The organism is Pseudomonas sp. G5001, from assembly GCF_013385475.1.
Taxonomy (GTDB): Bacteria; Pseudomonadota; Gammaproteobacteria; order Pseudomonadales; family Pseudomonadaceae; genus Aquipseudomonas.
The window spans coordinates 1-19,105 of sequence record NZ_JACAPZ010000043.1 but is presented as its reverse complement, the minus strand read 5'-3'; the positions used below and the strand labels follow the sequence as shown (position 1 = coordinate 19,105).

Sequence of the window (19,105 nt, the reverse complement as noted above, 5' to 3'; positions counted from 1 at the left end):
TTGCGAAGGCCTGGCTGAACCGGGAAGCTGGGAGCCGTCATTCACCGCACGGAGAGTACCCGCCTTGGATTGGCCCACCCTGCTTACCCGCGAACGCCTTGGAAAACCCCTGCACAGCCCGGAAGAACTGGGGCGCAGTCCGTTTCACAAAGACCATGACCGCATCATCTTTTCCGGTGCGTTTCGCCGCCTGGGCCGCAAGACGCAAGTGCACCCGGTGACCAGCAACGATCACATCCACACCCGGCTGACCCACTCCCTGGAAGTCAGTTGCGTGGGACGATCCCTGGGCATGCGCGTAGGCGAGACCATCCGCAGTGCCCTGCCCGACTGGTGCGACCCGAGCGACCTGGGCATGGTGGTGCAGTCAGCCTGCCTGGCCCATGACATCGGCAACCCACCCTTCGGCCATTCCGGCGAGGACGCGATCCGGCACTGGTTCCAGCAAGCTTCGGGCCGTGGCTGGCTGGATGACATGAGCAGCGCCGAACGCAATGACTTCCTCAATTTCGAAGGCAATGCCCAGGGCTTCCGGGTACTCACGCAACTGGAATACCACCAGTTTGATGGTGGCACCCGCCTGACCTACGCCACCTTGGGCACCTACCTGAAATACCCCTGGACCGCCCGCCACGCCGACTCCCTGGGCTACAAGAAACACAAGTTCGGCTGCTACCAGAGCGAACTGCCGATCCTGGAGCAGATCGCCCAGAAGCTCGGCTTGCCGCAGTTGGAAGAACAACGCTGGGCCCGGCACCCGCTGGTGTACCTGATGGAGGCGGCTGACGATATCTGCTACGCGTTGATCGACCTCGAGGACGGCCTGGAAATGGAGCTGCTGGAATACGCCGAGGTCGAGTCACTGCTGCTGGACCTGGTGGGCGACGACTTGCCGCAAACCTATCGGCAACTCGGCCCGCTGGATTCCCGGCGACGCAAGCTGGCGATCCTGCGAGGCAAGGCCATCGAACACCTGACCAACGCCGCGGCCCGGGCGTTCGTCGAACAACAGGACGCGCTGCTGGCCGGCACCCTGCCGGGGGACCTGGTGGAACATATGCACGGCCCGGCCAAGCGCTGCGTGCTGGATGCCAAGGACATGGCCCGCAAGAAGATTTTCCAGGACAAGCGCAAGACCCTGCATGAGATCGGCGCCTACACCACCCTGGAAATCCTCTTGAATGCCTTCTGCGGCGCGGCGCTGGAACAACATGGCGGTCGCACACCGTCGTTCAAGAACCGACGCATCCTCGACCTGCTGGGCAATAGCGCCCCGGACCCTTCCTGGTCATTGCACGCGTCCTTCCTGCGCATGATCGACTTTATCGCCGGCATGACTGACAGCTACGCCAGCGAGATGGCCCGCGAGATGACCGGCCGCTCCAGCCCGCAATAAATCGGAGCCCTGGCTGATGGCCAGGGCGACTTTTCAAAGAATCGCCCTACGCACGGAACAGAGCGGCCTGATCGAAGTTCTTCCCCGCCGCGATGAATAATCGCGCGCCCTGACCGCAGTCTTTCGACCTGCTCCTGCGCCCGATAGCTGGCGGGCCCATTAACTTCTTACTACACGCCCTGGTGGAGCGTCTTCAGGGCTCTTGTCCATTCCATGGAAAAAACCATGCTCGAACAACTTCGCATCCTGTTGGTGGAGGATCACCCCTTTCAATTGCTGGCCACCCAATGCCTGCTACGAAACTATGGCTACCACGACCTGGCACTGGCCGAGAATGCAGAACAGGCAATGCGGCTGATGACACAAACCGACGTGCCATTCGATATTCTGCTCTGTGATCAATGTTTGCCCGACTTGCCCGGGCTGGAGTTGATTGAAATTGCCAACCGCAGGGGCTTTATAAGGTCCGCGATATTGCTCAGCGGCCTGCCCGTCAATGAACTGGAACACCTGATGGCCCAGGCATCCCGACGCAACTTTCCATTACTTGGCTATTTGTCGAAGCCGTTAAGCCACCTTGAGCTGAATGAACTCATACGCCAATCACGCCTTACTCGCTCAACAGGAAAGTAGGAAGTTAAACACCCGGGCAATCCGAAAACGCCTCTTTATAACGCTGCGCTCTCACGACCAGTTACTTTTAAATTCCACCCACGCAAAACTCTTACACCCAAACAACAAACACCTCACAGAGCGTAATCCCTTGCTTTTTTTGATGTAGGATTATTCTTGTTTTACGTTTGTTCCACATCAAGTTCATCCTCCTTCATTGCCATGTGAGCTAATGTGCCGACTTTATTTGCGCCTGTATGGAATTTGATCATGAACTCAGTTTTTATTATTGACGACCACCCCGTCATCCGACTTGCCATTCGGATGTTGTTAGAACACGAAGGCTATAAAGTAGTGGGAGAAGCCGATAACGGTTGTGATGCGATACAAATGGTCAAGGAGTGTCAGCCTGACCTGATTATCCTTGATATAGGCATTCCGAAACTCGATGGCCTGGAAGTGCTGTGCCGGTTCAACGCAATGAGTACGCCGACCAAGACGTTAATACTCACTGCCCAGACCCCCAAGCTCTTTGCTACCCGGTGCATGCGCTCCGGCGCGGATGGCTATGTGTGCAAGGAAGGTGACTTGAGCGAACTGCTCAGTGCCATCAGGGCGGTCTTGTCAGGTTACAACTACTTCCCGAGCCAGGCCCTTAACGGCAGCACTAACGAAACGGATAACAATGAAGAGCTTGAACTGTTCAAAGTCGTCAACGATCGTGAACTCATGGTATTACAACTTTTTGCCCAAGGCCGGACAAACAAGGAAATCGCCAAGGGCATGTTTCTCAGCAACAAGACTGTCAGCACTTACAAAAAAAGGCTCATGCAAAAACTGAAAGCCAAATCCTTGGTAGAACTTATCGAGATGGCAAAACGTAACGCGCTAGTGTGAGAAATCGGATGCCCAGGCGATTAAAGGACTATCTAATCATATTGAGTATCGGGGTGTGCCTCAGCACTTCCGTGCCTGCCGAACAAACTGTTCCCGAGCAATATGCCCTGCTGGGGCGTGCCGGTGCCGTTCAACTGGACACCCCCCTGAACAAGACACAGCGCCAGTGGCTGCAGAACAAACGGGAACTGATACTGGGCACCTCTGCACCCGACTATCCGCCCTTCGACATCACCTCCAGCGGGCGTGATTATGAAGGGCTGACTGCCGATTACGCCGGGCTGCTGGCCAGGACACTGGCGATACCGCTCACCGTGTTGCGCTACTCCTCCCGTGAAGCCGCGATCCAGGCGCTGGCAAACGGCGAAATCGATTTTCTGGGGTCTGCCAACGGTTTTGAAGCGGCGAATCCCGACATCGTGCTGTCACTGCCCTACGCAGTGGATCAGCCGGTACTGGTGACCCGTGAAGGTGAGAACCGCGACCTTGGCGACGGCCTGGCCGGCCTGCGCCTGAGTCTTGTCTACCATTACCTGCCCATGGACGAAGTGCAGGCGCTGTACCCCAAGGCGACCATCCACGCCTACCCGTCCTATCAAAATGCCTTGAATGCCGTGGCATTCGACCAGGCTGACGTATTCCTGGGCGACACCATTTCCACTCACTACATGATCAACAAGGGCTACCTGAAAAATATCCGCATGGCCAACTTCGGCAAGCACGAGGCCCACGGGTTCAGCTTCGCCTTGCGCAAGGATCAACCCATTCTCCTGAGTATCATCGACTCAGTGCTCGATGGCGTATCAACCTATGAACGTGACAGCATCGCCAAGCGCTGGAGTGCGGGCAGCGACATTCTGCTGACCGACCGCAAGCTGCAACTGAGCCTGCGCGAAGAGCGCTGGCTCAAGGACAACCCCGTGGTGAAGGTGGTGGTCAATGAAACCCTCGCCCCCCTGACGTTCTTCGATACCGACGGCAAGTTCCGGGGCGTCACCGCCGACGTGCTGGAGCTGATCCGCCTGCGAACCGGCCTGCGCTTCGAGATTCAACACGTGCGTGACGTCGCCAACATGATGGAACTGGTGCAGACCGGCGCAGCCGACATCATCGGCGCAATTACCCCCAGTACCGGGCGCGAGTCCCAGTTGAACTTCAGCCGCCCCTACCTGGAAAACTCCTACGTATTACTGACCCGTAAAGAGCCGGGCGCGCCCACAAGCCTTCAAGAACTGGCCGGCAAGCGCCTGGCGATTACCCAGGGCAATCAGCTGGAAAAATTCCTGCAGCAGGCATTTGCCCAGATAAACCTGGTGGAAACCGGGGATACCTTCAAGGCATCGGAATTGCTGGCACAGGGGCAAGTCGACGGCGCAGTGAACCCTTTGGTGATCGCCAACTACCTGCTTTCTTCTCCGGCATTCCAGGACAAACTGCAGATCAGTTCCAGCATCGGCACGTTGCCTGCGACGTTTGCCCTGGCGACGTCCCGACACGCCACGGAGCTGAGTTCGATCCTGGACAAGGCACTGCTGAGTATCGCCCCGGATGAGATGGCGGCGATCAACAGCCGCTGGCGCGGCTACAACGCAGCGTCCGATGGCTACTGGCGCAATTACCATCGCCTGATTGCCCAGATCATCATCGGCACCGGGCTGCTGCTGTTGATTTCCCTGGCCTGGAACGGCTACCTGCAGCGCCAGATCAAGCACCGAAAACTGGCCGAGCGCGCCCTTAACGACCAGTTCGAGTTCATGCGGGCGCTGGTCAATGAAACGCCCCATCCGATCTACGTACGCGACCACAACGGCTATCTGCAGACCTGCAACGACAGCTACCTGCAGACGTTCGACATCAAGCGTGAAGACGTCATCGGCAAAAGCATCACGCAGATGAGCATGGCCCTTGAGACGGAGGCGGCGCAGTACCATGCCGACTACCAGCGGGTAGTGGCCGAGGGTAAACCGTTGATCCTTGATCGCACCCTGCACGTGCACGGGAAAAAACTCACGATCTACCACTGGATCCTCCCCTACCGCGACTCCGTGGGCGAGGTCCAGGGCATCATTGGCGGCTGGATCGATATCAGCGAACGGCGCCAGTTGTTCGACGAGTTGCGCGCCGCCAAGGAACGCGCCGACGAGGCCAATCGCGCGAAAAGTACGTTCCTGGCCACCATGAGCCACGAAATCCGCACGCCGATGAACGCCGTCATTGGCATGCTGGAATTGACACTCAAGCGCGCCGATCAGGGTCATCTTGATCGCCCTGCGATCGAGGTCGCCTACAACTCGGCCAAGGACCTGCTGGAGTTGATCGGCGACATTCTGGACATTGCACGTATCGAATCCGGTCGGTTGAGCCTGGCCCCGGAGCGGGTCAACCTGCGCGAAGTCATCGAGTCGGTGGTCCGCGTGTTCGATGGCCTGGCGCGCCAGAAAACCCTGAGCCTGGTGCTGGAGTTCACCCCCGATGTCGAGGATACCGACGTACTGATCGACCCTCTGCGGTTCAAGCAGGTGCTCTCGAACCTGGTGAGCAATGCGATCAAGTTCACTGAACGCGGGCAGGTGAAGATCAAGGTGCAGCTGAAGGCGACCGGGCAACCTCAACAGATCGAGATGAAACTGGTAGTGGAGGACACCGGCATCGGGATCAATCGCGAAGACCAGCTACGCCTGTTCGAGCCCTTCGCCCAGGCCGACAACTCCGGGCACCTGGCCAGGAGCGGCGCCGGCCTGGGCCTGGTGATCTGTCGCAGCCTGTGCGCCATGATGGGCGGGCAATTGAGCCTGAGCAGCGTGCCCATGGTAGGCACCCAGGTCCACGTCAGCCTGAAGATGACCAGCCTGCCGCCGGTCAAGGCCGTAGACAAGCTCGAACCGGCCGCAGCCACGCCGGCGCCAGTACTCAACGTGCTGGTGGTGGATGACCATCCGGCCAACCGCTTGCTGATGTGCCAGCAACTGGGTTTCCTGGGGCATCAGTTCACCGCGGCCCATCATGGTGCTGCGGGGTTCCAGGCCTGGCGCCAGGAACACTTCGATCTGGTCATTGCCGACTGCAATATGCCGATCATGAACGGCTACGAATTGAGTCACTCCATTCGCGAGTATGAGGAGCGCGAGCAGAAAACCCCGTGCGTGATACTCGGCTTCACCGCCAACGCGCAGCCCGAGGAGAAACAACGCTGCTTTGACGCCGGCATGAATGACTGCCTGTTCAAACCCATCAGTCTTACTGCGCTGGAACAGCACCTGGCGCAGGTCGATCCGCTGCCCACCCGCAACGTGTTTACCCTGCAAAGCCTGGACGCGATGACGGGCGGTGACCCACAGTTGAGCCGGCGTTTGCTCGAGGAGTTGCTCAGCAGCAGCCGGAATGATCGGGTCGAGCTGATGGCCATGCTGGCACGGCAAGCCGCGCCCGGCGACCTGATCGACCAGGCCCACAAGATCAAGGGCGCCGCCCGGATCATCCAGGCCGATACCTTGTCCGGACAATGCGAAGCGTTGGAGCAGGCGTGTGGCGAACGCGAGACACCACACGTTATCGAGGCGGGCATCAAGGCAATAGAGAAATCCATGCTTGAGCTGGAGAGGATGCTGCAGATGCAACTGGACGTGCTGGACTGTCGATAGTCTGCAGGAGCGAACTTGCTCGCTCCTGCAGGAGACTCACCCCATCAACAATCGGTCAACCGCAGGAAAATCGCCGCCAACTGCTCGATGCCGGCCTGATCCTGCGGGGTAAACCGCGACAGCGATGGGCTGTCCAGGTCGAGCACACCAATCAAGCGCCCGTCCTTGACCAACGGGACGACCAACTCGCTGTTGGACGCACTGTCACAGGCGATATGCCCCGGGAATGCATGCACGTCTTCCACCCGCTGGGTTTGCCGCGAGGCCGCTGCCGCGCCGCACACACCGCGACCGAACGGAATGCGCACACAGGCGATCTGCCCCTGGAACGGCCCGAGCACCAGCTCTTCATTGCGGTTGAGGTAGAAGCCTGCCCAGTTCAAATCATCCAGCTGGTTGAACAGGAACGCAGAAAACTGCGCGGCATTGGCAATGAAATCCCGCTCATCCGCCAACAGCGATTCCAGCTGCGCATGCAGCATGGCGTAGCCATCGAGGCCGGTTCCAGCCTGTTGCAAATCAATCATGGTTGACGCTCCAACAACTTGAGGCCCACCCAGTAGCGGGCGAACTGATAGGCACAACGGCCGTTGCGATTACCGCGCCCGGTGGCCCAGCGCACGGCGAGGATGTCCAACTCTTCATCGCGTTGCCACTGCAGACCGGCCTTACTCGCCAACTCACCGATCCAGTGCTCGACCACATCCAGGAAGTGCTCCTGATTGAACGGGTAAAACGACAGCCACAAACCGAAACGGTCAGACAGGGCAATCTTGTCCTCCACCGCTTCGTTGGGATGCAGCTCGCCGTCTATGGTCTTCCAGTTCTCGTTATCGCTCTGGTTCTCGGGCACCAGGTGACGACGGTTGGAGGTGGCATACAACAGGACGTTTTCCGGCGCCTGCTCCAGGGAGCCGTCGAGTACGCTCTTGAGCACACGATAATCGCTCTCGCCGGCTTCGAAAGACAGGTCATCGCAGAACAACACAAAGCGTTGTGGCAATTTGATCAGTTGCTCGACCACCCGCGGCAAGTCCGCCAGGTGATCGCGCTCGATCTCGATCAGGCGCAGCCCGGCCTTGGCGTGCTGCGCCAGTAAGGCGCGCACCATGGACGATTTACCGGTGCCGCGCGAGCCCCAGAGCAGCGCATGGTTGGCCGGCAGGCCGTCGAGAAACTGTTGGGTGTTACGGGCCAATTGTTCGCGCTGTTTATCCACGCCGATCAGGTCGGACAGGCGCATATCCAGGCTGACTTCCAGTGGCAATAAAAAGCCGCTGCGACCTTCGCGCTGCCAACGGGCAGCCAGGCAATGGTTCCAGTCAACGGCTTCGCGCGGGGCAGGCAACAAGGGCTCCAGGCGAGCCAGTACCGCGTCGGCACGCTCAAGAAAGGCATTCAATCGAGAATCCACGACTATTCCTCTGGCAAGTTCTTGTAAAAGATGGCGTATTGGCAACCCTGAGGCAGACCGTGCAGGGCTGCACCGAATAAAATCGATTCATGCCGGGCAAGTTTGAGCCTGTGGATGTTCAGCTATGCTTGCCGGGCGAAAGGAAACGTAAAGTGGTACAGCACCCGATGGATATCAAGTTCGCCCACCGCTTGTCTTATAAACAAGCCAGACTGACAGTGCTGGTCGGATTCGTCTTGGGAACCTTGCTCAGCCTGATACAGATTGGGATTGATTATGCCAGCGAAGACGCTTCCATCAACCGGGAAATACGTGCGCTGATTGAAATCAGCCATAACCCGGCTTCGCGCATCGCCTACAACATCGACGCCGAGCTGGCCCAGGAACTGACGCTGGGCCTGCTGCACTCCCCCGCCATCACCCATGCACAACTGATCGACAACAACGGTTTGGTGCTGGCCGATGTCCATCGCCCGCGCAAGGAAAGCACCTACCGGCCCATCAGCGACTTCCTGTTTGGCGCCAACCGCCAATTCGAAGATCGGCTCTACCTCGCCCACATGCCCAACGATTCCCTCGGTGTACTGCGTCTTGACGTAGACACCTACGCGTTCGGCAGCCGCTTCCTGCACCGCGCCGAGATCACCCTGCTCAACGGCTTCGCCCGCAGCCTGATCCTCACCGGCATTCTGTTGGCGCTTTTCTACGTGATGCTGACCAAGCCGCTGGTGCGCATTATCCGCGAGCTGAGCTCACGCAAGCACGAGCGCCTGGACTGCCCGCCGGGGCACGAGCACGACGAGATCGGTGTACTGGTCAACGTCGCCAACCAACAGTTTGAAAACATGGAGACTGAAATCCAGCAACGCCGGCATGCTGAAAATCGCCTGACCGAATACCTCGGCCAACTGGAAGACATCGTCTCCGCACGCACCACCGAGCTCAAGGCGATCAATCATCGGCTGACGCTGTCGAACGACGAGCTGGAAGCGGCGAAGATGACGGCCCTGGGCATGGCCCAGGCACGGGCGGCGTTCCTGGCCAACATGAGCCATGAAATCCGTACACCGCTGAACGGCCTGCTGGGGATGATCGCCCTCTCCCTCGACAGCCCGCTGAACGCCGAGCAACGCCAGCAACTGTCGATCGCCCATGACTCCGGCAAAGTACTGGTGGAGCTACTCAACGATATCCTCGACCTGTCGAAGTTCGACGCCGGCCAACTGGAACTGGAAAGCATCCCGTTCGACCTCGGTTCACTGGTGGAAGACACCGCCAACCTGCTCTCGCAAAACGCCGCGCCCAGCGTGGAGCTGACGTGCCTGATCGACCCGCAGTTTCCCGCCCAGGTGCTGGGCGACCCGACGCGGGTACGGCAGATTGTCAGCAATTTGCTGTCCAACGCCCTGAAGTTCACGCGTTTCGGCCGGGTGGATGTACGCCTCAGTGCCCAGGCCGGCCGGGTCAGGATCGAGGTGTGCGACACCGGTATCGGGATCGCCCAGGATGCCCAGGTCAAGATTTTCCAGCCGTTCACCCAAGCCGGTGCGGGCATCACCCGCCAGTTCGGCGGGACAGGCCTGGGCCTGGCGCTGACCCACAACCTGTGCGAAGCCATGAAGGGCCGCCTGAGCATCAGCTCGGAAGCTGGCTTTGGCAGCCAGTTCTGTGCCGACCTGCCCTTGCCGACCCACTTGCCGGCGGTGCGCCTGGCGCCTTTGGCTGGAGATGTAATCGCCATCACCAGCACCAGCAGCGGGCTGGCAGAACTCCTCACCAGCCTGCTGCCGAGTTGGGGCCTGGCTCCGCGCTGTTATTCCATCGACGATGACTTGAGCGGGCAGAATCCCGACCTGCTGATCACCGACTGCCCCGAATGCCTGTTCCGCCTGCGCCCGATGATCACCGCCCCGATCCTGGTGGTAACCGCCTACGGCAACTTCATGCCCAGCGAAGAAGTTGCGGCCCTGGCCCCCTTGCAGCAACAGGCCCGCCCCCTGAGCCGCACCGCGCTGTACCAGGTCCTGCAACGCAACTTGCGCACCGATCCGGACCTGGTCCTGGACCTGATCCAGCTGGAAACCGGCCCCCTCGCCCACCGGGCGCGCATCCTGCTGGTGGAGGACAACCCGGTCAATCAACTGGTGGCCAAGGGCATGCTCGGCAAGCTCGGGTGCGAGGTAATCGTCGCCGCCCACGGTGGTGAAGCCCTCAAGCTGCTGGAAGAGCAAGGCTTCGACATGGTGTTGATGGACTGCAATATGCCGGTGATGGATGGCTATGAGGCCAGTCGGCAGATCCGCCGCAGCGGGCGCTGGCCGGACTTGCCGATCGTCGCCTTGACGGCCAATGCCATGTCCGAGGAACGCGAGCGCTGCCGGGCTGCGGGCATGAACGATTACCTGGCCAAGCCGTTTCGCCGGGAAGAACTCAAGGCCTTGCTCGATCTGTGGGTGCCGACTACGACAAGTCTTTGATCTGGCGCAACAGCTGATCCAGACCGTCACGCAAGGCATCGGCCTGGTTCAGGTCAACGCCGCTGTCACACAACAGGCGGGCCTTCAGCGGCTGCACCCGGTCGCGCAGGTGCCGGCCTTCATCGGTCAGGCTCAGGTGCACTTCACGCTCATCCAGCGCACTGCGCTGACGCCGCACCAGGGCAAGCTGCTCCAGGCGCTTGAGCAGTGGCGTCAGCGTGCCGGAATCCAGCAGCAGGCGCTCGCCCAGTGCCTTGACCGTAGGCTGCGACACCACTGCAGCCTGCCATTCCCACAGCACCAGCATCACCAGGTATTGCGGATAGGTCAGGCCCAACTGATCGAGCATCGGCTTGTAGGCCCGGGTGACCGCGCGGGAGGCGGCGTAGAGCTTGAAGCACAGTTGGTCGTCGAGGGCCAGGGACAGGTCGGTCATTTGAGCAGGGCTTCGATCTCTTGGGTCAGGTCCTGGGGCTTGGTGGTCGGGGCGAAGCGCTTGACCACCTGGCCGTCGCGACCGATCAGGAACTTGGTGAAGTTCCACTTGATGCCCTTGGAGCCCAGCAATCCCGGGGCCTGCTTTTTAAGCTGTACGAATAATGGGTGGGCATCGCTGCCGTTGACGTCAATCTTCTTGAACAGCGGGAAACTGACACCAAAGTTCAGCTCGCAAAACTCCGAAATGGCGCCTTCGTTGCCCGGCTCCTGCTTGCCGAACTGGTTGCAGGGAAAGCCCAATACCACCAGTCCCTGGTCCTTGTAATGCTGCCAGAGCTCCTCAAGCCCCTTGTATTGCGGGGTGAAGCCGCACTTGCTGGCAGTGTTGACCACCAGAATCGCCTTGCCGGCGAAATCGGCCAAGGTCTTTTGCTCACCCTTGATGGTGGTGCAAGGGATGCTCAGCAGGTTGTCGCTCATGGCAGTGCCTCTACAGAGATAAGAAGGACTGAACGATAGTAGGCAATTCAATTGTGTGCAATTTAATTGGCGGGACTTATGCCTTGATATAACGGCCCCTGCGGGCACGAAGCCCGCAGGAGCTTGACGGCTCAGCGCGGTACCAGGTCCAGGCACACCGAGTTGATGCAGTAACGCAAACCGGTCGGCGGCGGTCCGTCCGGGAACACGTGGCCCAGGTGCGCATCGCATTTGGCGCAGGTGACTTCGGTACGGATCATGCCGTGGCTGATATCCCGAATCTCGACCATGGCCTGCTCGGCGATCGGCTCGTAGAAGCTGGGCCAGCCGCAGCCGGAGTCAAACTTGGCCCTGGAATCGAACAGCGGCTCATTGCAGCAGATGCAGTGGTAGACGCCGTCGGTCTTGGTGCCGTTGTACTTGCCGCTGAACGGTCGCTCGGTGCCTTTGAGGCGGCACACGTTGTACTGCTCCGGGTCGAGCATGGCTTTCCATTCTTCAACGGTTTTCTGCAACTTTTCCATCGGTACACCTCGGCAACTGAAAAAGCCTGATCTGTGTCTTTTCCATGGATCAGGCGGCACGTATGATTGCGCCTCTTCAAAGCGCCAGTCTGGCACCCGCGTTACCGGCATTCAAACGTATTTATGGGTCAGGCCAACGCAGGATTCTCAGCACGGTAGTCTTCACACCGTCTGGATCGTTCATTTTCAGGATCACATCGCCATGCAGGTCAGCAAATCGAACAAGCTCGCCAACGTCTGCTACGACATTCGCGGCCCGGTGCTCAAGCACGCCAAACGCCTGGAAGAGGAAGGCCATCGCATCCTCAAGCTGAACATTGGCAACCCGGCACCCTTTGGTTTCGAAGCGCCGGACGAAATCCTCCAGGACGTGATCCGCAACCTGCCTACCGCCCAGGGCTACAGCGACTCCAAAGGCCTGTTCAGCGCGCGCAAGGCCGTCATGCAGTACTACCAGCAGAAGCAGGTTGAAGGTGTCGGCATCGAAGACATCTACCTGGGCAACGGCGTGTCCGAGCTGATCGTCATGTCCATGCAGGCCCTGCTCAACAACGGCGACGAAGTGCTGGTTCCGGCTCCCGACTACCCGCTGTGGACCGCCGCCGTAACCCTGGCCGGTGGCCATCCGGTGCATTACCTGTGTGACGAAGGCGCCGACTGGTTCCCGGACCTGGCCGACATCAAGGCCAAGATCACCCCGAACACCAAGGCCCTGGTGATCATCAACCCGAACAACCCCACCGGCGCCGTCTACTCCAGGGAAGTGTTGCTGGGCATGCTCGAACTCGCGCGCCAGCACAACCTGGTGGTGTTTTCCGATGAGATCTACGACAAGATCCTCTACGACGACGCCGTGCACATCTGCACCGCCTCCCTGGCGCCGGACCTGTTGTGCCTGACCTTCAACGGGCTGTCTAAATCCTACCGGGTGGCGGGCTTCCGTTCCGGCTGGATCGCCATTTCCGGCCCCAAGCACAATGCCCAGAGCTACATCGAGGGCATCGACATGCTGGCCAACATGCGCCTGTGTGCCAACGTGCCGAGCCAGCACGCCATCCAGACCGCACTGGGCGGCTACCAGAGCATCAACGACCTGGTGCTGCCACAAGGCCGCCTGCTGGAGCAGCGCAACCGCACCTGGGAACTGCTGAACGCGATTCCCGGCGTCAGTTGCGTCAAGCCGATGGGGGCGCTGTATGCGTTCCCGCGGATCGACCCGAAAGTGTGCCCGATCCTCAACGACGAGAAGTTCGTGCTCGACCTGCTGCTGTCGGAAAAGCTGCTGGTGGTCCAGGGTACGGCGTTCAACTGGCCGTGGCCGGATCACTTCCGGGTGGTCACCCTGCCGCGGGTGGATGACCTGGAGATGGCCATTGGTCGCATCGGCAACTTCCTGAAGTCCTATCGCCAGTAATGGGCATTGCGCTGTACGGCCCCCCCGTGGTCGTACAGCGATTATCTGGCAACACTTCTCTGCCCTGCGCGGGCGGTATCGCCTTTTACACCTGCCGGCTCCACCCTTGCTCGGGCATCACCCTATAATTACAGGGCTGCAAGGTAATGGGGCGAGGCTGCCGAGCCACACCAGGCCTCGGAAATTCCCTTCAAGGCTCTACATTCAGGCTGTAGGACACAGTTTGAAATAGTCCCCCGGTTGAATAGCCCCATGCCGCACCTTATATACCCCGCAGTACGCGACATATTAAGCATGAGGAGAATTCTACAACCATGATGCGCATTCTGCTGTTCTTGGCCACTAACCTGGCGGTCGTGCTGATTGCCAGCATCACGCTGAGCCTTTTCGGCTTCAATGGGATCATGGCGGCCAACGGGGTTGATCTGAACCTCAATCAGCTGCTGATCTTCTGTGCGGTCTTTGGTTTTGCCGGGTCGATTTTCTCGCTGTTCATCTCCAAGTGGATGGCGAAGATGAGCACCAGCACCCAGATCATTACCCAGCCACGCACCCGTCATGAGCAATGGCTGCTGCAGACCGTCGAGCAACTGTCCCGCGAAGCCGGGATCAAGATGCCTGAAGTCGGGATCTTCCCGGCCTATGAAGCGAACGCCTTTGCTACCGGCTGGAACAAGAACGACGCCCTTGTGGCCGTCAGCCAGGGCTTGCTGGAGCGGTTCTCGCCCGACGAAATCAAGGCGGTGCTGGCCCACGAGATCGGCCACGTGGCCAACGGTGACATGGTCACCCTGGCGCTGGTCCAGGGCGTGGTGAACACCTTCGTGATGTTCTTCGCGCGGATCATCGGCAACTTCGTCGACAAGGTGATCTTCAAGAACGAACAAGGCCAGGGCATGGCCTACTACGTGGCGACCATCTTCGCCGAACTGGTACTGGGCTTCCTCGCCAGCTCGATCGTGATGTGGTTCTCGCGCAAACGGGAATTCCGCGCAGACGAAGCCGGCGCACGCCTGGCCGGTACCGGCGCGATGATCAGCGCCCTGCAGCACCTGCGCTCCGAACAGGGCTTGCCGGTGCACATGCCGAACACCCTGACCGCCTTTGGCATCAACGGTGGCATCAAGCAGGGCATGGCTCGCCTGTTCATGAGCCACCCGCCACTGGAAGAGCGAATTGACGCACTGCGTCGTCGCGGCTGATAGCGACAAGAAGAAGGGGCGATTCAATCGCCCCTTTTTTGTGGGCGCTCTTCAGCGCCTGGCCAACCGGTACACCCGCTCGTCCAGGCGCGTGACGCCATCCTTAACAAACTTCCAGCTGTCCCCCAGGATGTCCTGCTCCTGCAGCACATCCAGGCTCCACCGGCCGCCCAGGAGCAATTGCACTTCCTCATCGCTCACCGCGAACGGCGGGCCGGCCTTTTGCGACTGTTCATAATCGAGGGTGATCAACAGGCCACGACTGCCTCCCGCCAGAATCCCATTCAAGTGCGCCGCATACTGCTCGCGCATCAACGGTGGCAGGGCAATCAGCGCCGCCCGGTCGTAAAGCGCTGTGCAACCAACCACGGCACCGGCATCCAGGGCGAAGAAATCCCCGCACCACAGCTCGATGGAACCCGCCTGGAAAACTTTGAAAGCGCCGCGCTGGCTGACCTGCGGCATCAGCTCCTGCTCGCTGAAAAACTCTTCAACGGCCTTTTCCGACAACTCGACCCCGATCACCCGATGCCCGATGCTCGCCAGCCACACCAGGTCCAGGCTCTTGCCGCACAACGGCACCAGCACCTGCGCCCCGTTCGCCACGCCCAGGCCGGGCCAGTGACGCAGCAGGTAAGGATTCACTTCGGGCAAGTGGAAACCCGTCTGATTGCGCGCCCACCGCTCATGCCAAAATCCAGGTTCCATGATTCACCCTAAAACTTGATCAAATAGCGCTAAAACTTATATTAGATTTAGATCAATGATCTGATTGAAGATGGTCCCATCTTAACCCTCAGGACCCTACTCATGCTGCCCAGCCTGTTTATCTCCCACGGTTCGCCCATGCTTGCCCTGCAACCCGGTGCCAGTGGCCCGGCACTCAAGCGCCTGGCGGCCGAGCTGCCACGCCCCAAGGCCATTGTGGTGGTCTCGGCGCACTGGGAAAGCCAGGGGCTGCTCGTGACTGGCAGCGCCGCACCAGAGACCTGGCACGACTTTGGCGGCTTCCCACGGGAACTGTTCGCGGTGCAGTACCCGGCCCCCGGTGACCCGCAGTTGGCCGCCCAAATCGTGCAGCTCCTCAAGGCTGACGGCCTGGAAGCGCGCATTGATGATCAGCGCCCCTTCGACCACGGCACCTGGGTGCCCCTGTCGCTGATGTACCCGGCGGCCGATATCCCGGTGGTGCAGGTATCGCTGCCAAGCCGCATGGGCCCTGCCCTGCAAACCCGTGTCGGCCACGCACTGGCGAGCCTGCGGGAACAGGGCGTGCTGCTGATCGGCTCCGGCAGCATTACCCACAATCTCGGCGAACTGGACTGGCATGCCGGGCCGGAGAGCATCGAGCCCTGGGCGCGGGATTTTCGCGATTGGATGGTCAGCAAACTGGCAGCCAACGATGAAGCCGCGCTGCACGACTATCGTCGCCAGGCACCTCATGCCGTGCGCAGCCACCCCAGCGACGAGCATTTGCTGCCGCTGTATTTCGCCCGGGGCGCCGGCGGTGAATTCAGCGCAGCCCACCAAGGCTTTACCATGGGTGCGCTGGGCATGGACATCTACCGTTTCGCCTGATTGCAGGCAAAAAAAATCCCCGAACCAGTCGGGGATTTTTTATGTTCGATCAATCAGCCCGGGGGCGGATCAATCTTCGCGGTAGCGACGCAGCTTCAACTGCTTACCGGCAACGCGGGTGTCCTTCAGCTTGGTCAGGAGTTTCTCCAGGCCATCTTCCGGCAGCTCTACCAAGGAGAAGCTGTCACGCACCTGGATGCGACCGATTGCTTCACGTGCCAGGCCACCCTCGTTGAGGATAGCGCCCAGCAGGTTCTTGGCAGCGATGCCATCACGCGCGCCCAGCGCGGTACGGCAGCGAGCACGGCCTTCAGCCAATGGAACCGGAGCACGACGCTCACGATCACCACGGTCCGGACGGTCGCCAGTACGCTCTGGACGATCACCGCGCGGAGCGTTGTTCGGCACCAGTGGACGTTCTTTCTCGATGGCAGCCAGGGTCAGGGCCTGACCGTTGGTAGCCTTGCGCAGCAGGGCTGCAGCCAGGGCACGCGGGGTGCAACCGATATCGGCAGTCAGGCGGTCCAGCAGATCGCCGTGGGTCGATTCAGCATCAGCCACCAGTGGCGACAGGCTGTTGGTCAGTTTCTTGATGCGCGCATCGAGAACGGCCTGGGCATCCGGCAGGCGGACTTCGGCAACTTTCTGACCGGTTACACGCTCGATCACTTGCAGCATGCGGCGCTCACGTGGAGTCACCAGCAGCAATGCACGACCTTCGCGACCAGCACGGCCGGTACGGCCGATACGGTGAACGTAGGACTCTGGATCGTAAGGCATATCAACGTTGAACACGTGAGTGATACGTGGAACGTCGAGGCCACGGGCAGCAACGTCGGTCGCCACAACGATGTCCAGACGGCCATCCTTGAGGGAGTCGATCACGCGCTCACGCTGGTTCTGGGCAATGTCACCGTTCAGCGCAGCGGCTTTGTAGCCTTTGGCTTCCAGGGCGCTGGCCAGGTCCAGGGTCGCTTGCTTGGTGCGCACGAACATGATCAGGGCGTCGAAGTCTTCGACTTCCAGCAGGCTCAATACAGCCGAGGTCTTCTGGTCAGCGTGAACCAACAGGTGAGCCTGTTCGATCGCGGTAACGGTCTGAGTTTTGGTCTGGATCTTCACGTGTTGCGGATCGCGCAGATGGCGTTCGGCAATGGCACGGATCGACTGTGGCAGGGTAGCCGAGAACAGTACGGTCTGACGGGTTGCTGGCAGTGCCTTGAAGATGACTTCCAGGTCGTCCATGAAGCCCAGCTTGAGCATTTCGTCAGCTTCGTCCAGAACCAGGTGGTTCACGGTCGACAGCACTTTTTCGTCGCGACGCAGGTGGTCGCACAGACGGCCCGGAGTGGCGACAACGATCTGTGCGCCGTTACGGATTGCTTTCAGTTGTGGGCCCATAGGCGCGCCGCCGTAAACGGCCACAACGGTAACGCCCGGCATTTGCTTGGCGTAGGTTTCGAAAGCGGTTGCTACTTGCAGCGCCAACTCACGGGTTGGCGCCAGGATCAGGGCTTGCGGCTCGCGCTTGGCAGGATCGATGCAGTGCAGGATTGGCAGGGCGAACGCGGCGGTTTTACCGGTACCGGTTTGCGCTTGGCCAATCATGTCTTGGCCGGCCATGATGATCGGGATCGATTGCTGCTGAATAGCCGAAGGTTCTTCGTAGCCAGTCGCGATGACGGCAGCAAGAATGTTCGGGTTAAGATTAAAAGCGGCGAAGCCGCCGGTTTCCTGGGTCATGGGTCTGCCTCTAAGTGCATCCGCAAAGACCCATGCTCCAAAGCTGCGCATGCCGTGTTGAGACTCAAGAGTCGCCCTGGCTGCTTTGTCGGCGGGGATTTGCGAAAACGAATGAATGAAAAAGATTCGTCAAGGAAGAGTCCGCTGTGCGGACGTGCAGCCGAAGCTGACTTCGGGGAATTGCGCTACCTAAACGCGGCCCGGTTAAAGGCCGGCGCGCACTATACCGGAAATCGCTGAAAAAGGGAGCTTTTTTTATCGCAAACCGCAGGTAAACGCCTCTGCATCAAAGGCTTTGCGCATCCAGGCAGCAGGGTCTATTTTTCAAAGGCCCGGCCCTGTTGGTCATGACGCTTAAACGGTTCACCCTTAACAGCGGGCCCTTCGGTCCGAAACCTCCCTTTGCGCCCGAGGGCACACCCCATGAACCAAGCCACCAACAGCCGCGTCAGCCGTGAACAGCAGGGTCATATCCTGTTGCTGGGCCTGGATCGCGTGGCCAAGCGCAATGCGTTCGACCTGGAATTGCTCAATGATTTGAGCCTGGCGTATGGCGAATTTGATCGCAATGAGCAAGCGCGGGTGGCCATTGTCTTCGGGCATGGCGATCACTTTACGGCCGGATTGGACCTGGCCAATGTGGGGCCCACGATGGCACAAGGGTGGCAACCGCCGTTGGGTGGTTGTGATCCGTGGGGCGTTTTCGCAGGGCCCCGGGTCAGTAAGCCGGTGATTGTTGCGGCTCAGGGGTACTGCCTGACCATTGGTATCGAGTTGATGTTGGCGGCGGATATCAATCTGTGTGCCAGCAATACCCGGTTTGCGCAGATGGAAGTGCAGCGCGGGATTTTTCCTTTTGGGGGCGCGACGTTGCGCTTTCATCAGATCGCGGGGTGGGGGAATGCCATGCGCTGGTTGCTCACGGGGGATGAGTTTGATGCCCATGAAGCGCTGCGGTTGGGGTTGGTGCAGGAGGTGATGGCCAGCGAGGATTTGTTGCCCCGGGCGGTGGCGCTGGCAAACCGCATTGCCCAGCAGGCGCCGCTGGGGGTGCAGGCCACGCTGATGTCGGCGCGCCAGGCACGGATCGAGGGGGAGACCGCGGCGGCGGCCGGGTTGCCCGTTTTGGTGGAGAAACTGCTGAATAGTGAGGATGCCAAGGAAGGTGTACGGGCGATGGTCGAGAAGCGGCCTGGGGTTTTTAAAGGCTGTTGATTGTGGAGGGGGGCTTGGGGCGGGGTACATATCCGTTATTTAGGTAACGGCCACTATTGGTTCCGCTCTTACAG

16 protein-coding genes are annotated in these 19,105 nt (G+C 60.0%); 9 read left to right on the top strand and 7 right to left on the bottom strand.

Annotated features, from left to right (window positions below; genetic code table 11):
- Positions 1-64: 64 nt before the first annotated feature.
- The 4 genes from HX805_RS28015 (at position 65) to HX805_RS28000 (ending at position 6,546) form a co-directional block, all read left to right on the top strand.
- Positions 65-1,396, top strand: a complete 1,332-nt coding sequence (locus tag HX805_RS28015; RefSeq protein ID WP_003209075.1) for a deoxyguanosinetriphosphate triphosphohydrolase — start codon at positions 65-67, stop codon at positions 1,394-1,396.
- 225 nt (positions 1,397-1,621) lie between these two features.
- The gene (locus HX805_RS28010) at positions 1,622-2,029 is read left to right on the top strand and encodes a response regulator (protein WP_177117505.1); all 408 of its coding nucleotides are present in this window, start codon (positions 1,622-1,624) and stop codon (positions 2,027-2,029) included.
- A 249-nt stretch (positions 2,030-2,278) separates the two neighbouring features.
- On the top strand, positions 2,279-2,905 hold the full coding sequence (locus HX805_RS28005) for a response regulator transcription factor (RefSeq protein WP_003209072.1): 627 nt from the start codon (positions 2,279-2,281) through the stop codon (positions 2,903-2,905).
- An 8-nt stretch (positions 2,906-2,913) separates the two neighbouring features.
- Positions 2,914-6,546, top strand: a complete 3,633-nt coding sequence (locus HX805_RS28000) for a transporter substrate-binding domain-containing protein (protein ID WP_032898907.1) — start codon at positions 2,914-2,916, stop codon at positions 6,544-6,546.
- A gap of 44 nt (positions 6,547-6,590) precedes the next feature.
- On the opposite strand, the gene HX805_RS27995 is transcribed toward HX805_RS28000, so the two are convergent.
- Both HX805_RS27995 and HX805_RS27990 read right to left on the bottom strand, forming a co-directional pair.
- On the bottom strand, positions 6,591-7,073 hold the full coding sequence (locus HX805_RS27995; RefSeq protein ID WP_003209067.1) for a GAF domain-containing protein: 483 nt from the start codon (positions 7,071-7,073) through the stop codon (positions 6,591-6,593).
- A complete protein-coding gene (locus HX805_RS27990) occupies positions 7,070-7,960 on the bottom strand; it encodes an ATP-binding protein (RefSeq protein WP_003209065.1) in 891 nt (296 codons plus the stop codon). Before HX805_RS27990 ends, HX805_RS27995 begins: the two co-directional genes overlap by 4 nt.
- Positions 7,961-8,127: 167 nt before the next feature.
- Here HX805_RS27990 and HX805_RS27985 point away from each other — a divergent pair, with 167 nt between their 5' ends.
- Positions 8,128-10,437 (top strand): response regulator, encoded by a 2,310-nt coding sequence (locus tag HX805_RS27985; protein ID WP_003209064.1) that lies wholly within the window; start codon positions 8,128-8,130, stop codon positions 10,435-10,437.
- Here HX805_RS27985 and HX805_RS27980 read toward each other — a convergent pair.
- From HX805_RS27980 to msrB, 3 genes are all read right to left on the bottom strand, one after another.
- Positions 10,421-10,873, bottom strand: coding sequence for a MarR family winged helix-turn-helix transcriptional regulator (locus HX805_RS27980; protein WP_177022168.1), 453 nt, complete (start codon positions 10,871-10,873; stop codon positions 10,421-10,423). The genes HX805_RS27985 and HX805_RS27980 overlap by 17 nt on opposite strands.
- Positions 10,870-11,355, bottom strand: a complete 486-nt coding sequence (locus tag HX805_RS27975) for a glutathione peroxidase (protein ID WP_003209061.1) — start codon at positions 11,353-11,355, stop codon at positions 10,870-10,872. The genes HX805_RS27980 and HX805_RS27975 overlap by 4 nt, the downstream gene beginning before the upstream one ends.
- Before the next feature lie 131 nt (positions 11,356-11,486).
- Positions 11,487-11,879 (bottom strand): peptide-methionine (R)-S-oxide reductase MsrB, encoded by a 393-nt coding sequence (gene msrB, locus HX805_RS27970; RefSeq protein WP_087694771.1) that lies wholly within the window; start codon positions 11,877-11,879, stop codon positions 11,487-11,489.
- A gap of 202 nt (positions 11,880-12,081) precedes the next feature.
- Here msrB and HX805_RS27965 point away from each other — a divergent pair, with 202 nt between their 5' ends.
- Together HX805_RS27965 and htpX are read left to right on the top strand one after the other, a co-directional pair.
- Positions 12,082-13,293 (top strand): pyridoxal phosphate-dependent aminotransferase, encoded by a 1,212-nt coding sequence (locus HX805_RS27965; protein WP_003209058.1) that lies wholly within the window; start codon positions 12,082-12,084, stop codon positions 13,291-13,293.
- Between the two features lie 314 nt (positions 13,294-13,607).
- Positions 13,608-14,495, top strand: coding sequence for a protease HtpX (htpX, locus tag HX805_RS27960; RefSeq protein WP_003209055.1), 888 nt, complete (start codon positions 13,608-13,610; stop codon positions 14,493-14,495).
- A gap of 51 nt (positions 14,496-14,546) precedes the next feature.
- Here htpX and HX805_RS27955 read toward each other — a convergent pair whose 3' ends face one another.
- Entirely contained in the window at positions 14,547-15,203 is a 657-nt protein-coding gene (locus HX805_RS27955; protein ID WP_177040539.1) for a thiopurine S-methyltransferase, read from the bottom strand.
- 102 nt (positions 15,204-15,305) lie between these two features.
- Between HX805_RS27955 and HX805_RS27950 the strand changes: the two genes are divergently transcribed.
- Entirely contained in the window at positions 15,306-16,073 is a 768-nt protein-coding gene (locus tag HX805_RS27950) for a class III extradiol ring-cleavage dioxygenase (protein ID WP_003209052.1), read from the top strand.
- 69 nt (positions 16,074-16,142) lie between these two features.
- On the opposite strand, the gene HX805_RS27945 is transcribed toward HX805_RS27950, so the two are convergent.
- Positions 16,143-17,816 (bottom strand): DEAD/DEAH box helicase, encoded by a 1,674-nt coding sequence (locus tag HX805_RS27945; protein WP_003209050.1) that lies wholly within the window; start codon positions 17,814-17,816, stop codon positions 16,143-16,145.
- Between the two features lie 423 nt (positions 17,817-18,239).
- On the opposite strand from HX805_RS27945, the gene HX805_RS27940 reads away from it, so the two are divergent.
- Positions 18,240-19,031: a crotonase/enoyl-CoA hydratase family protein gene (locus HX805_RS27940; RefSeq protein WP_134326003.1), complete on the top strand. Its 792-nt coding sequence runs from the start codon at positions 18,240-18,242 to the stop codon at positions 19,029-19,031.
- Positions 19,032-19,105: the final 74 nt, after the last annotated feature.

Bases quoted from the DNA above. Each gene is read 5' to 3' on its own strand.
- msrB (WP_087694771.1), bottom strand. From the start codon at position 11,879: ATGGAAAAGTTGCAGAAAACCGTTGAAGAATGGAAAGCCATGCTCGAC.
- HX805_RS27940 (WP_134326003.1), top strand. From the start codon at position 18,240: ATGAACCAAGCCACCAACAGCCGCGTCAGCCGTGAACAGCAGGGTCAT.
- HX805_RS28010 (WP_177117505.1), top strand. From the start codon at position 1,622: ATGCTCGAACAACTTCGCATCCTGTTGGTGGAGGATCACCCCTTTCAA.
- HX805_RS27950 (WP_003209052.1), top strand. From the start codon at position 15,306: ATGCTGCCCAGCCTGTTTATCTCCCACGGTTCGCCCATGCTTGCCCTG.
- HX805_RS27985 (WP_003209064.1), top strand. From the start codon at position 8,128: ATGGATATCAAGTTCGCCCACCGCTTGTCTTATAAACAAGCCAGACTG.
- HX805_RS27995 (WP_003209067.1), bottom strand. From the start codon at position 7,073: ATGATTGATTTGCAACAGGCTGGAACCGGCCTCGATGGCTACGCCATG.
- HX805_RS27980 (WP_177022168.1), bottom strand. From the start codon at position 10,873: ATGACCGACCTGTCCCTGGCCCTCGACGACCAACTGTGCTTCAAGCTC.
- HX805_RS27975 (WP_003209061.1), bottom strand. From the start codon at position 11,355: ATGAGCGACAACCTGCTGAGCATCCCTTGCACCACCATCAAGGGTGAG.
- htpX (WP_003209055.1), top strand. From the start codon at position 13,608: ATGATGCGCATTCTGCTGTTCTTGGCCACTAACCTGGCGGTCGTGCTG.
- HX805_RS27945 (WP_003209050.1), bottom strand. From the start codon at position 17,816: ATGACCCAGGAAACCGGCGGCTTCGCCGCTTTTAATCTTAACCCGAAC.
- HX805_RS28005 (WP_003209072.1), top strand. From the start codon at position 2,279: ATGAACTCAGTTTTTATTATTGACGACCACCCCGTCATCCGACTTGCC.
- HX805_RS28000 (WP_032898907.1), top strand. From the start codon at position 2,914: ATGCCCAGGCGATTAAAGGACTATCTAATCATATTGAGTATCGGGGTG.
- HX805_RS27955 (WP_177040539.1), bottom strand. From the start codon at position 15,203: ATGGAACCTGGATTTTGGCATGAGCGGTGGGCGCGCAATCAGACGGGT.
- HX805_RS27965 (WP_003209058.1), top strand. From the start codon at position 12,082: ATGCAGGTCAGCAAATCGAACAAGCTCGCCAACGTCTGCTACGACATT.